Genomic DNA, 14,031 nt, shown 5'->3' on the forward strand with positions numbered 1-14,031 from the left:
CGCCCATCCAACCATGACTGCAGTCACTTGTGCCACCGGCGGGCGCCACCGAAAGTCGGGGACTTGTCCACTGCAGCGGTCTTCGGGCCTGCTGCCGTACCCGGGGAACCGCAAGCTGTGCAACGCCGTGAGTTTTTGACGCTGTCTGGGATGGGCCTGGCGGGCCTGATGCTGCCGCACTCGCACCTGATCGCCGCCGAGCAGTTGCTCGAACCGGGCGACCTGGGCCGCAGGAAGGCGCTGGCCGAGGCCGCCCTGGGCGCGGCCAGGCGGCTGGGCGCCAGCTACTGCGATGTGCGCATCGGCCGTTACCTCAACCAGGCGGTGATCACCCGCGAGGCGCAGGTGCAGAACATCACCAACAGCGAGTCCTCGGGCATCGGCATCCGGGTGATCGTCAACGGCGCCTGGGGCTTTGCCGCCACCCACCAGCAGACCCCGGCGGCGGTGAAGGCTACCGTCGAGCAGGCCGCGGCCATCGCCCGCGCCAACGCCGGCATCCAGACCCGCCCGGTGCAGCTGGCCCCGGTGACCGGGGTGGGCGAGGTGAGCTGGAAGACGCCGATCCGCAAGAACGCGATGGCCGTGCCGATCCAGGACAAGGTCGACCTGCTGTTGAGTTTGAACGCGGCCGCGCTCAACGCCGGCGCCGATTTCATCAACTCCACCCTGTTCCTGGTCAACGAGCAGAAGTACTTCGCCTCCAGCGACGGCTCGTTCATCGACCAGGACGTGCACCGGATCTGGCTGCCGTTCACCGCCACCGCGATCGACAAGGCCAGCGGCAAGTTCCGTACCCGCGCCGGGCTGTCCTCGCCGATGGGCATGGGCTACGAGTTCCTCGATGGCGATGCCAGCGGCAAGATCGCCCTGCCCGGCGGGGTGGTCGCCTACCGCGATTCGTACGACCCGGTCGAGGACGCCATCGCTGCGGCGCGGCAGGCGCGCGAAAAGCTCAAGGCGCCGTCGGTGAAGCCGGGCAAGTACGACCTGGTGCTGGACCCGTCCAACCTGTTCCTGACCATCCACGAGAACGTCGGCCACCCGCTGGAACTGGACCGCGTGCTGGGCTATGAAGCCAACTACGCCGGTACCAGCTTCGCCACCCTGGACAAGCGCGCCGCCGGCTACCGCTGGGGCAGCGAGCGGGTCAACTTCTTCGCCGACAAGACCGCCCCGGGCAGCCTGGGCGCGGTGGGCTACGACGATGAAGGCGTGAAAACCAAACGTTGGGACCTGGTCAAGGACGGCATCCTGGTCAACTACCAGGCCACCCGCGATGAGGTGCATATCCTTGGCGAGACCCAATCGCATGGCTGCAGCTACGCCGATTCGTGGTCCAGCGTGCAGTTCCAGCGCATGGCCAACGTGTCGCTGGCGCCGGGCAAGGCGCCGCTGAGCGTGGCCGAGATGATCAAGGACGTGGAGAACGGCATCTACATCCACGGCCGCGGCTCGTACTCGATCGACCAGCAACGCTTCAACGCGCAGTTCGGCGGGCAGTTGTACTATCAGATCAAGAACGGCCAGATCGCCGGCATGGTCGAGGATGCGGCCTACCAGATCCGTACCCCGGAGTTCTGGGCCGCCTGCAGCGCGATCTGCGATGAGCGCGACTTCCGCTTCGGCGGCTCGTTCTTCGACGGCAAGGGCCAGCCCGGCCAGGTCTCGGCGGTGTCGCACGGCTCCTCGACCGCACGCTTCGATGGCATCAGCATCATCAACACCGCGCGCAGCCTGGGATGAGCACACCCTGCCAGACCCGCGATGGCTGTCCTGTTTTCCGCTACACCCCACCGCCGGCGGCTGCCTGATCGTGCCTGCGGTGGCACCAATCCAGACGTTTCCCTGCCACCCCCACACCGACGTGGAGAGCTGCCTTGCAAAGACGTGACTTCCTGGCCCTGACCGGGCTTACCGCTGGCGGTCTGATCGTGCCGTCGTTCTTCGGCAAGGCGATCGCCGCCGAACAGCTGCACAGCACCCTGGACCTGGGCCTGAAGAAGCGCCTGGCCGATGCGGCGCTGGCCGCCGCCCGCCAGGCCGGCGCCACCTACTGCGATGTGCGCATCGGGCGCTACCTGCGCCAGTTCGTGATCACCCGCGAGGACAAGGTGCAGAACGTGGTCAACACCGAGTCCACCGGTGTGGGCATTCGGGTGATCGTCAATGGCGCCTGGGGCTTTGCCGCCACCAACCAGCTCGGCACCGCCGACGTGGCCCGCGCCGCGCAGCAGGCCGCGGCGATCGCCAAGGCCAACGCCGGCGTGCAGACCGCGCCGGTGCGGCTGGCCGCCACCCCGGGCGTCGGCGAGGTGAGCTGGAAGACCCCGATCCGCAAGAATGCGATGGACGTACCGATCAAGGAGAAGGTCGAGCTGCTGCTGGACGTCAATGCCGCCGCGCTCGGCGCCGGCGCCAGCTTCGTCAACTCGATGCTGTTCCTGGTCAACGAACAGAAGTACTTCGCCTCCACCGATGGCTCCTACATCGACCAGGACGTGCACCGCATCTGGGCGCCGATGACGGTCACCGCGATCGACAAGGCCAGCGGCAAGTTCCGCACCCGCGAGGGTCTGTCCGCGCCGATGGGCATGGGCTACGAGTACATGGACGGCGCCGCCGCCGGCAAGGTGCTCACCCCCAACGGGGTGGTCAACTACAGCTCCTCCTACGACATGAAGGAAGATGCGATCGCCGCGGCCAGGCAGGCACAGGAAAAGCTCAAGGCGCCCTCGGTCAAGCCGGGCAAGTACGACCTGGTGCTGGACCCGTCGCATACCTGGCTGACCATCCACGAATCGGTCGGCCACCCGCTGGAACTGGACCGCGTGCTCGGCTACGAAGCCAACTACGCCGGCACCAGCTTTGCCACCCTGGACAAGCGCGAACAGCATTTCCAGTACGGCAGCGACAAGGTCAACATCTTCGCCGACAAGACCCAGCCGGGCAGCCTCGGCGCGGTGGCCTACGACGACGAAGGCGTGCAGACCAAGCGCTGGGACCTGATCAGCGACGGCAAGCTGGTCGACTACCAGACCATCCGCGACCAGGCGCATATCCTGGGCAAGACCGCCTCCGATGGCTGCTGCTATGCCGATTCCTGGTCCAGCGTGCAGTTCCAGCGCATGGCCAACGTGTCGCTGGCGCCGGGCAAGACCCCGCTGAGCGTGGCCGACCTGGTCAAGGACGTCGAGAACGGCATCTACATCATCGGCGACGGCTCGTTCTCGATCGACCAGCAGCGCTACAACGCGCAGTTCGGCGGCCAGCTGTTCTACGAAATCAAGAACGGCAAGATCACCCGCATGCTCGAGGACGTGGCCTACCAGATCCGCACGCCGGAGTTCTGGAACGCCTGCAGCGCCGTGGCCGATGAGCGCGACTACCGCCTGGGCGGTTCGTTCTTCGACGGCAAGGGCCAGCCGGGCCAGGTCTCGGCGGTCTCGCACGGCTCGTCCACCGCGCGCTTCAACGGTATCAACGTCATCAACACCGCGCGCAGCCTCGGCTGACCGGTCAGGAGCCTACCAACCATGAGTATCTTCACCGAAGCACAGGCCAAGGCCATCCTCGACAAGGTCATCGCGCTGTCCAAGGCCGATGAGTGCACCGCCGTGCTGGGCGGCACGATCAATGGCAACATCCGTTTCGCCCTGAACAACGTGTCCACCAGCGGCATCGTGGACAACACCGAGCTGGCGGTCACCGTGGCCTTCGGCAAGCGCGTGGGCACCGCCTCGATCAACGAGTTCGACGATGCCGCGCTGGAGCGGGTGGTGCGCCGCGCCGAAGACCTGGCCCGGCTGGCCCCGGAGAACCCGGAATTCCTGCCGGCCATCGGCAAGCAGACCTACACTCCCAGCCCGACCTTCAGCGCCTCCACCGCCGCCATCGACCCGGCGTTCCGCGCCAAGGTCGCCGCCGACTCGATCGCCCCGTGCCGCGGCAACGGCCTGATCGCCGCCGGCTTCCTGGAGGACGGCCAGGGTTTCTACGCCACCGCCAACAGCAACGGCAATTTCGCCTACCAGCGCAGCACCAGCTTCGACTACACCTGCACCGTGCGCACCGAAGACGGCCGCGGGTCGGGCTGGGTCGGCCGCAACCTCAAGGATGCCGCCGACTTCAAGGCCGACCAGGACATCCGCATCGCGATGCGCAAGGCCACCGAATCGCAGGAAGCCAAGGCGCTGGAACCGGGCAAGTACACGGTGATCCTGGAACCGGCCGCCGCCGCCGGCCTGATCAGCTTCATGATGAACTTCTTCAGCGCCCGTTCGGCCGACGAAGGGCGCAGCTTCCTGTCCAAGAAGGGCGGCGGCAACAAGCTCGGCGAGCAGGTGTTCGACCCGCGGGTGAACATGCATGCCGACCCGTGGCACCCCGACGCCCCGGTGCTGCCATGGGACAGCGAAGGCCTGCCGCGCACCAAGCTGCCGATCATCGAGAACGGCAAGATCGCCAACCTGGAGTACTCGCGCTTCTGGGCGCAGAAGCAGGGCAAGACCGCCAATGCCAGCCCGGGCAACCTGCTGATGAGCGGCGGCGACAAGAGCACCGCCGACCTGGTCCGCGGCACCCAGAAGGGCATCCTGGTCACCCGTACCTGGTACATCCGCATGGTCGACCCGCAGACCGTGCTGCTCACCGGCCTGACCCGCGACGGCACCTTCTACATCGAGAACGGCCAGATCAAGTACCCGGTGAAGAACTTCCGCTTCAACGAATCGCCGGTGATCATGCTCAACAACATCGAAGAACTGGGCAAGCCGGTGCGCGTGGCCGGCGACGAGTCCAGCTTCGTGATGATGATTCCGCCGATGAAACTGCGCGATTTCACCTTCACCTCGCTGTCCGACGCGGTGTAAGCGGGAGACGGAACGGCGCATGCGACCGATGACCACTGCCGCTCCGTTCCTGCAAGGCCTGCGCGCGTGAACCGCGCGCAGTTCCTGCGCTTGCTGCTGGGCAGTGCCGCCTTCGCGGCGCTGCCCACCGCGGCGCGCGCCCAGGCCGGGCGCTACGACTTCTGGTTCACCCGCCTGAAGTACGATTCCGGCGACTGGGACGTGGACGCGCGCATGCCGTCCAACCTGATCACCTCGCTGATCGACTACACCTCCCTGCGGGTGGACCCGAACGAGCATGTGGTCGCGCTGTCCGATCCGCGCATGCTGCAAGCGCCGTTCTGCTACCTGGCCGGGCACAAGCTGGTCGAGTTCAACGCCGCCGAGCGGCAGAACTTCGTGCGTTACGTGCGCAATGGCGGCTTTGTGTTCGTCGATGACTGCAACCACGATATCGACGGCCTGTTCGCCAAGTCCTTCGAAGCGCAGATGGGCAAGCTGTTCGGCGCCAGCGCGCTGAAGAAGCTGCCCAACACGCATGCGCTGTACCGCAGCTTCTTCCGCTTTCCCGATGGCCCGCCGGCGACCGGCTTCGAGCTCAACGGCTGGGGCGACGACCTGGTCCACGACTACCTCAAGGGCATCGAGGTGGACGGCCGGCTGGGCCTGCTCTACAGCAACAAGGACTACGGCTGCGAATGGGATTACGACTGGCGCAACAAGCGTTTCCTGGCCGAAGACAACACCCGTTTCGGGGTCAACATCGTGATGTATGCGTTGAACAACTGAGTTTCTTCATGCTTCCTCAGCCACGCATGGCGTGGCTCTACGCCGATTTTCCTGCGAGCGCCCTATGAATACCGACAGCCTTGATGCCCTCCTTCCCAAACTGCAGCAGCTGCGCGACGCGCTGGGCCAGGCCGTGGTCGGGCAGCACGCGGTCGTCGAACAGCTGCTGATCGGGCTGCTGGCCGGTGGCCACTGCCTGCTCGAAGGCGCGCCCGGGCTGGGCAAGACCCTGCTGGTACGCTCGCTGGGCCAGGCCCTGGAATTGCAGTTCCGGCGCGTGCAGTTCACCCCCGACCTGATGCCCAGCGACATCCTCGGCACCGAACTGCTGGAAGAAGACCACGGCACCGGCCACCGCCATTTCCGTTTCCAGCAGGGGCCGGTCTTCACCAACCTGCTGCTGGCCGACGAACTCAACCGCACCCCGCCCAAGACCCAGGCCGCCCTGCTGGAAGCGATGCAGGAACGCACCGTGAGCTATGCCGGCACCACCTACGCGCTGCCGGCACCGTTCTTCGTTCTGGCCACGCAGAACCCGATCGAACAGGCCGGCACCTATCCCTTGCCCGAAGCGCAGCTGGACCGCTTCCTGCTGCACGTGCGGGTGGACTACCCCAGCGAGCAGGAAGAGCGCGACATCCTGCTGCAGACCACCGGCAGCAGCAGTGGCACGGTGCCGCAGGTGATGCATGCCGATGACGTGCTGGCGCTGCAGGCCGCGGTGCGCCAGGTGCATGTCAGCGATGACGTGTTGAGCTGGATCACCCGGCTGGTGCGCGCCAGCCGGCCCGGCCCGGACGCGCCGCAGGCGGTCAACCACTGGATCAAATGGGGCGCCGGCCCGCGCGCCGGGCAGTCGCTGGTGCTGGCGGCCAAGGCGCGGGCGTTGCTGCAGGGCCGTTTCGCCACCACCCGCGAGGACGTGCAGGCCCTGGTCGCCCCGGTGATGCGCCACCGCCTGCTGCTGTCCTTCGCCGCCGAAGCCGAACAGAAGGGCGCCGATGATGTGATCGCCGCGCTGTTGCAGGCCGTGCCGTTCCCGGCCTGATCCGCACGCCCGTGAACCGCCACGCCCCGATCGCCATCCCCGCCGATGTCCGCAACCGCCTGAAGGCGTTGCGGCTGGCGCCGCGGCGCGCGTCCGGGGCGCACGGCATCGGCCAGCACGCCAGCCGCAGCCGTGGTGCCGGGCTGGAGTTCGCGCAGTACCGCGCCTATGAGCCCGGCGATGAACTGCGCCAGATCGACTGGAAGCTTTACGCGCGCTCGGACCGCTTCTTCGTGCGCGAATCCGAACGCGAAAGCCCGGTCACGGCATGGGTGCTGGTCGACGCCAGCGCATCGGCGCGCCAGCACGACCGCGCGCGCCCGGACTGGTCGCGGCTGGACCATGCCTGCGCCACCGCCGCCTGCCTGGTCGAACTGGCCCTGCAACAGGGCGACCGCTTCGGCGTGATCGCGCTCAACGGCGATGGCGTGCAGCTGCTGCCCGCCGGCAGCGGCCTGCGCCAACGCGACCGCGTGCACCTGCTGCTGCGCCAGCTGCGCGCGCAGGGCGGCTGGCCGGACGTGGCCGCGCTGCGCCCGGTCTGGGAACGCGTACAGGCCGGCGACCTGCTGGTCGCGCTCGGCGATGGTTTCGACGAGGCCGGCACCGCGCTGCTCGAACGCCTGGCCGGCGCACGCCGCGATGTGTTCCAGGTGCAGCTGCTCAGCGCCGAGGAACGCGATTTTCCGTTCACCGACGGCCATCGCTTCCATGATCCGGAAACCGGCGAGGAACTGCTCGGCGACGGTCGCGCGCTGCGTACTTACTACCTGGCCCGCTTCGACCAGGCCCAGCGCGCGTTGCAGGCGCGGCTGCAGGCCGCTGGCATCGCCCACGCGATCGGCTACCTGGACCAGCCGCTGGATGCGCCGCTGCGCGCCCTGTTCGGCCGCGGCGGCACGCGATGAGCCTGGGCCTGCTGTTCCCGCTGGGGTTGCTGGCGCTGGCCGCCTGGCTGGTGCCGCTGTTGATCCACCTTGCCCGCCGGCAGCACGACGCACCGCTGGAGTTCGCCGCGCTGCGCTGGCTGCGGGCCAAGGCCCGCCCGCGCCAGCGCATCCGTTTGGACGAATGGCCGCTGCTGCTGGTGCGCTTGCTGCTGCTGGCCGCGTTGGCATTGCTGCTGGCACGCCCGCTGCTGCATGGCGGTGCGGTCGACACCCATCCGGTCACGGCGGTCGCCCCCGGGCTGGATGGCGCGGCACTGCGCGGTGCCGACCGCGACGCCGACTGGCGCTGGCTGGCGCCCGGCTTCCCTGCGCTGCAGGCGGCATCGCCGCCGGCCGCGCAGCCACTGGCCAGCCTGCTGCGCGAGCTGGACCAGACCCTGCCGGCCGGTACGCCGCTGACCGTCTACGTGCCCGACCCGATGCCCGGGCTGGATGCGCAGCGCCCGCGCCTGTCGCGCCCGGTCACCTGGCGCACGGTGACGGCCGCCGTGCCCGCCACGCCGTCCGGCAAGCGTGGCGTGCAGCTGCAGCCGGGCGGCGCGCCGCCCGATGCACAGGCCCTGCGCGTACTCGATGCGCTGCAGCGTGCGTGGACCGGCCAACCGCTGGCAGCGCAGCGCGCCGACGGCGTGCCCCCCGATGACGCGCAGACCGGTGTGTGGCTGTCCGATGCGCCCCTGCCGGCGGCATGGCAGGCCTGGCTGGAGCGCGGCGGCACGGTGCTGACCACGCCGCCCGCACCCCGTCACGACGCGGCCTGGTCGGTGCTGCTGCGCGACGCCGATGACCTGCCGGTGCTCGAACAACGCGCGGTTGGCGCCGGCCGCCTGCTGCGCTTTACCGCCCCGCTGGCGCCGGCCGAACTGCCGGTGCTGCGCGAGGCAACGTTCCCGCAACGCCTGTTGGCCATCGTCAGGCCGGCCCCGGCGCCACGACTGGCCATGGCCGGCGCGCACACCCCGCTGACCGGCGCAGCCGCGCCCCGCGCGCAGCCGCGCGAGCTGGCGCCGTGGTTGCTGTTGGCGATCGTGCTGGTGTTCGCGTTGGAGCGCTGGCTGGCCACCGCTGCGCGCCGCAGGGCCAGCGCATGAGCCCGGTGGTGCAGCAGGCCTGGCAGCGCGCGCGGCGGCGCCAGTGGTGGACCGGCATGCTGATCGGCGTGCCGGTTGCGCTGGCATCGACCGCGCTGGCCCTGCGCCTGGGCGGCTTCAATGCGGCCACGGCGGTACTGCTGCTCAGCCTGCTGGCCACCGCCGGCATCGCCACCTGGCGCGTGCGGCAGCTCGACCGGCGCTGGCTGGTGCGCCAGCTGGACACCCATGCCATCGTGCAGGACAGCGCCGACCTGCTGTTCGCCGCAGCGGAAACGCTCAACCCGCTGCAGCAGCGCCAGCGCGCGCATGTCACCAGCGCGCTGCAGGCACGCATGCCCGACCTGCGCGCGCCCTGGCCCGGGCGCGCGTTGCTGCTGGCCTGGACCGGCGCGATGCTGCTGGCGGCACTGGCGCTGGGCTGGCCGCGCGCCGGCGGCCCCTCGCCCCTGCTGCCGGCCAGCCGCGCCCCCGCCGCCACCCCGGCGCAGCCGCCGCGGCTGCAATCCACCCGCCTGCAGATCGACGCACCGGCCTACACCGGCCAACCCACGCGCGTGCAGAGCACGCTGGATGCCAAGGTTGCGCAAGGCAGCCGGCTGCAATGGGCGCTGCGTTTCAGCGCGCAGCCGAGTGCGGCCGTGCTGCAGTTCCACGATGGCCAACGCATCGCACTGCAGCGCGACGGCGAGCAGTGGCACGCGCAGTGGACCGCAGCGCGCCCGGCGCTGTACCGCATCGTCACCACCCCCGCACTGCGCGACAGCCGCCTGTACCGGCTGGACGTGGTGCCCGACCAACCCCCTACCGTGCGCGTGATCACCCCCGACCGCAGCCTGGTGCCGGGTACGCCCGGGCAACGCCAGTGGGCGCTGGCGTTCGAAGCCAGCGACGACCACGGCGTGGCTGCCAACGCCGAGCTGAAGGTCACCCTGGCCCAGGGCAGCGGCGAGAACATCAGCTTCCGCGAGCAGCGCTTCAGCCTGTCCGGCAGCGGCCCGGCCACCCAGCGCCGCTTCGCGCGCACGCTGGACCTGGCCGCGCTGGGCGCCGCACCGGGCAACGATGTGATCGCCCAGCTGCAGGTGCGCGACAACCGCAGCCCCACGCCGCAGACCGCGCAGAGCACCAGCTTGATCCTGCGCCTGCCCAGCGCCGAGCAGATCCAGGGCACCGACCTGGAAGGCATGGTCAAGAAGACCCTGCCGGCCTATTTCCGCAGCCAGCGCCAGATCATCATCGACGCCGAGGCACTGATCAAACAGCGCCGCCAGCTGTCGCCCGAGGAATTCACCAAGCGCGCCGATGCGATCGGCGTGGACCAGCGCATCCTGCGCCTGCGCTATGGCCAGTTCCTCGGCGAGGAGAGCGAAGGCGCGCCCAAGGCGCCGCCACCGACCAGCGATGCCTTGCCGACCAGCGATGCGCCCACTGCGGCGCATGACGACCATGACGGGCACGCGCATGACGATGGCCACGACCACGCGCAGGCCGGCCACGACGACCACGCCCATGGCCCGGACAAGGGCGAGGCCAACCCGGTATTCGGCAGCGCCACCGACGTGCTGTCCGAGTACGGCCACACCCATGACCACGCCGAAGCGGCCACCCTGCTCGATCCCAAGACCCGCGCCACCTTGAAGGCCGCGCTGGACCAGATGTGGTCGTCCGAAGGCGAACTGCGCCAGGGCCAGCCCGAGCGCGCCCTGCCGTTCGCCTACAAGGCGCTGGGCTTCATCAAGGAAGTGCAGCAGGCCGAACGCATCTACCTGGCGCGGGTAGGGCCGGAACTGCCACCGATCGATGAAGGCCGCCGGCTCAGCGGCGACCGTACCGACCTGGCCAGCCGCACGTTGCCCGTCACCGCCGTGGCAGCGCCGGATCCGTCGATCGTGGCGGTCTGGCAGCAGCTGGCCGACAGCGCTGCCGCGCCGGACCTGGACGCGTTGACCCGGTGGCTGCGCGGCAACCAGGCGCGCCTGCCCGACCCGCTCAGCCTGGCGGCGGCGATCGAGGAACTGCGCGCAGCGCCGGACTGCGTGCACTGCCGCCATGCCCTGCGCGCGCAGCTGTGGCGTGCCTTGCTGCGGCCGCTGCCACAGGTGTCGCGGCGCACCGCGCCCGGGCGCATGGAGCAGACCTACCTGGATGCACTGGAGGACAGCCGATGAGCGCGACGCACGGAATCGCCCTCGCGCTGGCCGTGATCGTGCTGCTCGGCAGCGCCCGCCTGCTGTGGCCGCCGCGGCAAGGATCGCGCCTGCGCCTGGCGGCCCTGCTGGTGCTGCAGGCCGCCAGCGCGGCGTTGCTGTACCTCACGCTGGTGCCACCGTCGGTCACCGCCGTCGCCCACCGGTTGACGGTACTGACCGCCAACGCTGCTGCGTTGCAGGCAACCACGGCGGTTGGCGATACCGTCATCGCCCTGCCCGAAGCGGCGCCTGGCGCCGGCAGCATGCGCGCGCCCGACCTGGCCACCGCGCTGCGCCAGCACCCGGGCACGCAGTCGTTGCGCGTCATCGGCGATGGCCTGCCCGCCCGTGATCGCGATACCGCGCTGACCGCGCAGGTCAGTTGGATCGCCTCCGCGCCGCCACGCGGTTGGGTGGCGTTGCAGCCACCGGCGATCACCGCACCGGGCGCGGTATTCGCCGTGCGCGCGCGTGCGCAGGGCGTGGCCACGGCCAGTGCCGAGTTGTTGGATCCGGCCGGGGTGGTGGTCGATCGCGCGCGCATCGCCGGCGACGGCCGCGTGCGCCTGCAGGGCGTGGCGCGCGCCAGCGGACGCAGTGAATTCAGCCTGCGCCTGCTCGACGCCGGGCAGCACGTGGTGGACACCATGGTGGTCCCGCTGCGGACCGTGGACCAGCCCGCACCGCGCGTGCTGATCGTGGCCGGTGCACCGGGGCCGGAACTCAAGTACCTGCGCCGCTGGGCCACCGACACCGGGCTGGCCGTGCAGGCGCAGGCCAGCGCCGGTGGCGGAGTCATGCTGGGCGATGCCCCGGTTGCGCTCAACGCCGCGCGCCTGGCCGCCAGCGACGTGCTGATCCTCGACGAACGCAGCCTGGCCGCGCTCGATGGCGCCCAGCGTGGCGCCGTGCAGCAGGCATTGCGCAACGGGCTGGGGGTGCTGGTGCGTACCTCCGGGCCGCTTTCCGACAGCGCGCGCCAGGCGCTGCGCCGCTGGGGCCTGGCGATAAGCGGCAGCAACCAGAGCGTGTCGTTGACCTTGCCGGCCGATCCCGACCCGGCGCTGCTGCAGGCACGGCGTGGACCGCAGCGCCCGGCCAGCCAGCGCACCGCCCATACCGACGAGGCCGACACCGCATCACGCAGTGCCGCCGCTCCGGCGCTGGAGCAACTCAGCCTGCGCGCGGCCGATGCCGGCGCGCTGCTGCACGATGCCAAGGGCGCAGCGATCGGTGGCTGGCGCAGCATCGGCCAGGGCCGGCTGGCACTGCTGCCGGTCACCGACAGCTATCGGCTGGTACTGGCTGGCCGCGATGACCGCCATGCCGAACTCTGGAGCGGCGTGCTGACCACGCTGGCCCGCCCGCTGCCGGCCAGTGCCACGATCCGCCCCGGCAGCGGAACACCCTGGGCCGGCGAACGCATCGCGCTGTGCAACCTGCCCGGGCCCATCCAGGTGCGCGCCCCGGACGGCAGCGGCACCACCCTGGTCATCGACCCGTCCAGCGGTGCCGAGCACTGCGCCGGCTACTGGCCGCAGCAGCCGGGCTGGCATCAGCTGCAGCACGGCGATGCCATCCAGGCGTTGTACGTCTTCGATCCCGCCGGCGCGCGGGCGTTGTACCGCCAGCAACTGCGCGACGCCAACGCCGTGCACCTGGGCGATGCCGCACATGCTTCGGCGGCCACCCATCGCGTGCCCGGCCCAGGCTGGCCGTGGCTGCTGGCCTTCGTGCTGGTCAGCGGCCTGCTGTGGTGGCTGGAGCGGCGGCGACCGCGCGCGGATTCGGCGCCGGCCTAGTTTCCGGGCGGCGCCGCGCAATCCCCCTGCGCGCACAACTGCTGCGCGCGGCGTCGCTGGTCGGCGTTCAGCTCCGGCGGCGGACGGGCGATGGCCGGCTGGATCTGGTCCGGGCCGCCGCTCAGCTTGTGCAGGCCCTGCGCGGCCTTGGACAGCCCGTAGTTGATGCCCATCATCAGGTAGCCGCCGCTCATGCTGACCTGCTCGGGCGAGGGCGGCTCGCTCCAGCTACGGCTGAAGCGGTTGGGCGGTGGCTGCACCGGATTCCTGAAGCGGTACAGATCCAGCGGCTGGTCGTCCTCGGGCTTGAGCGCACGCACTTCGCCCAAGGTGGTGACATCGGCAGGCGCAGCGGCCGGCGCTGCAACCTCCGGCGAGGGCCGGGTCTGCGGCGGTGGCGGCGCTGCGGTCTGCGCGCCGGCCGTACCTGCCATGAGCAGCGCGCTCAGTACCACTGCCTGGGATCCACGTCGTACCACGGCCGATCATCCCTGCGCGTTGAATGCTGCACCCAAGGATACGGGTGCAGGCTTCAGATTTCGTTGGTTGCCCTGGCGGTCACGGCGCCGGGCGCTTGCCGGCCTGGCGCCGGTACACGCCGTTGAAGCGCACGTTCATGCCGCCGCAACCACTGTTGTCGGACACGATCAGATAGCCGCCCAGCAGCCGTGCCTGCAGTTGGCAGCCCGCATCATCGCCGTCGACGAAGTCCACCACCGCGCCCTGCGGGCGCGCGACCGCGTCGATCTGCCCCAGGTTGGGCCCGTAGGGCCGCTGCGGGGTAGGCTTGGCCGAGGGCCAGAACGCCTCGCCGGTGACGGCCAGTTGGCCGTCACGCACGCCCAGCACCAGGCTGTCGTCGCCATTGCTCCAGTGGCCGGCCCAGTCGCGCAGGGCCGGCGCGGCCTGCACCGGCAGCGGCTGCAGGCGGGCGGCATCCACCCAGCCGGCACTGCCGCCCACCGCGTTGGGGAAGAACGCGCAACGGTAGCTGCCGTGCATGCGCCCGGTGATCACGGTATCGCCGGCCACCACATAGCTGCGCTGACGGCACGCCGGTTCGCCCTTGGCCGGGCAGCCGTCCAGGTCGCCCAGCAGGTACAGCCGCGCCCCGCCGGTGACCCTGGCCACGGCGAAGTCGCCCTGTTCGGTAGGGAAGGCACCGTTGCGGCAGGTGCCGCTGTCGGCGCTGTCCTGCGCCAGCGCAACGCCTGGCAGGACGGACAGGGCCACGAGGAAGAACAGACGCTGCATGCGCGGTGGAACTCCAGTCGGGAAGATCGCCGGTGCGCCCTGGACATGGATCGAA

At 70.1% G+C, this 14,031-nt stretch carries 11 protein-coding genes; 9 read left to right on the forward strand and 2 right to left on the reverse strand.

Annotation, left to right across the window (positions count from 1 at the left end; genetic code table 11):
- Positions 1–117: 117 nt before the first annotated feature.
- The 9 genes from IC535_RS01110 to IC535_RS01150 all read left to right on the forward strand — a co-directional run bounded on the left by IC535_RS01110 (position 118) and on the right by IC535_RS01150 (position 12,722).
- Positions 118–1,746 carry a TldD/PmbA family protein gene (locus IC535_RS01110; protein ID WP_228884722.1) on the forward strand — a complete coding sequence of 543 codons (1,629 nt, stop codon included), beginning with the start codon at positions 118–120 and terminating at the stop codon, positions 1,744–1,746.
- Between the two features lie 134 nt (positions 1,747–1,880).
- Positions 1,881–3,515 (forward strand): TldD/PmbA family protein, encoded by a 1,635-nt coding sequence (locus IC535_RS01115; protein ID WP_228884723.1) that lies wholly within the window; start codon positions 1,881–1,883, stop codon positions 3,513–3,515.
- 21 nt (positions 3,516–3,536) lie between these two features.
- Positions 3,537–4,871 carry a TldD/PmbA family protein gene (locus IC535_RS01120; RefSeq protein WP_228884724.1) on the forward strand — a complete coding sequence of 445 codons (1,335 nt, stop codon included), beginning with the start codon at positions 3,537–3,539 and terminating at the stop codon, positions 4,869–4,871.
- A 66-nt stretch (positions 4,872–4,937) separates the two neighbouring features.
- Entirely contained in the window at positions 4,938–5,639 is a 702-nt protein-coding gene (locus IC535_RS01125) for a DUF4159 domain-containing protein (RefSeq protein ID WP_228884725.1), read from the forward strand.
- 64 nt (positions 5,640–5,703) lie between these two features.
- On the forward strand, positions 5,704–6,687 hold the full coding sequence (locus IC535_RS01130) for an AAA family ATPase (RefSeq protein WP_228884726.1): 984 nt from the start codon (positions 5,704–5,706) through the stop codon (positions 6,685–6,687).
- 11 nt (positions 6,688–6,698) lie between these two features.
- The gene (locus IC535_RS01135; protein WP_228884727.1) at positions 6,699–7,595 is read left to right on the forward strand and encodes a DUF58 domain-containing protein; all 897 of its coding nucleotides are present in this window, start codon (positions 6,699–6,701) and stop codon (positions 7,593–7,595) included.
- 2 nt (positions 7,596–7,597) lie between these two features.
- Positions 7,598–8,728: a BatA domain-containing protein gene (locus IC535_RS01140; RefSeq protein ID WP_228884896.1), complete on the forward strand. Its 1,131-nt coding sequence runs from the start codon at positions 7,598–7,600 to the stop codon at positions 8,726–8,728.
- A complete protein-coding gene (locus tag IC535_RS01145) occupies positions 8,725–10,899 on the forward strand; it encodes a DUF4175 domain-containing protein (RefSeq protein ID WP_228884728.1) in 2,175 nt (724 codons plus the stop codon). Before IC535_RS01140 ends, IC535_RS01145 begins: the two co-directional genes overlap by 4 nt.
- A complete protein-coding gene (locus tag IC535_RS01150; RefSeq protein WP_228884729.1) occupies positions 10,896–12,722 on the forward strand; it encodes a hypothetical protein in 1,827 nt (608 codons plus the stop codon). Before IC535_RS01145 ends, IC535_RS01150 begins: the two co-directional genes overlap by 4 nt.
- Here the strand turns inward: IC535_RS01150 and IC535_RS01155 are convergent.
- Together IC535_RS01155 and IC535_RS01160 are read right to left on the reverse strand one after the other, a co-directional pair.
- Entirely contained in the window at positions 12,719–13,156 is a 438-nt protein-coding gene (locus IC535_RS01155; RefSeq protein WP_228884730.1) for a hypothetical protein, read from the reverse strand. The genes IC535_RS01150 and IC535_RS01155 overlap by 4 nt on opposite strands.
- Positions 13,157–13,280: 124 nt before the next feature.
- The gene (locus tag IC535_RS01160) at positions 13,281–13,976 is read right to left on the reverse strand and encodes a hypothetical protein (protein ID WP_228884731.1); all 696 of its coding nucleotides are present in this window, start codon (positions 13,974–13,976) and stop codon (positions 13,281–13,283) included.
- Between the last annotated feature and the right edge of the window lie 55 nt (positions 13,977–14,031).

This window comes from Stenotrophomonas rhizophila (assembly GCF_020857975.1).
Taxonomy (GTDB): Bacteria; Pseudomonadota; Gammaproteobacteria; order Xanthomonadales; family Xanthomonadaceae; genus Stenotrophomonas; species Stenotrophomonas rhizophila_C.

Bases quoted from the DNA above. Each gene is read 5' to 3' on its own strand.
- IC535_RS01120 (WP_228884724.1), top strand. From the start codon at position 3,537: ATGAGTATCTTCACCGAAGCACAGGCCAAGGCCATCCTCGACAAGGTC.
- IC535_RS01130 (WP_228884726.1), top strand. From the start codon at position 5,704: ATGAATACCGACAGCCTTGATGCCCTCCTTCCCAAACTGCAGCAGCTG.
- IC535_RS01145 (WP_228884728.1), top strand. From the start codon at position 8,725: ATGAGCCCGGTGGTGCAGCAGGCCTGGCAGCGCGCGCGGCGGCGCCAG.
- IC535_RS01150 (WP_228884729.1), top strand. From the start codon at position 10,896: ATGAGCGCGACGCACGGAATCGCCCTCGCGCTGGCCGTGATCGTGCTG.
- IC535_RS01155 (WP_228884730.1), bottom strand. From the start codon at position 13,156: ATGGCAGGTACGGCCGGCGCGCAGACCGCAGCGCCGCCACCGCCGCAG.
- IC535_RS01160 (WP_228884731.1), bottom strand. From the start codon at position 13,976: ATGCAGCGTCTGTTCTTCCTCGTGGCCCTGTCCGTCCTGCCAGGCGTT.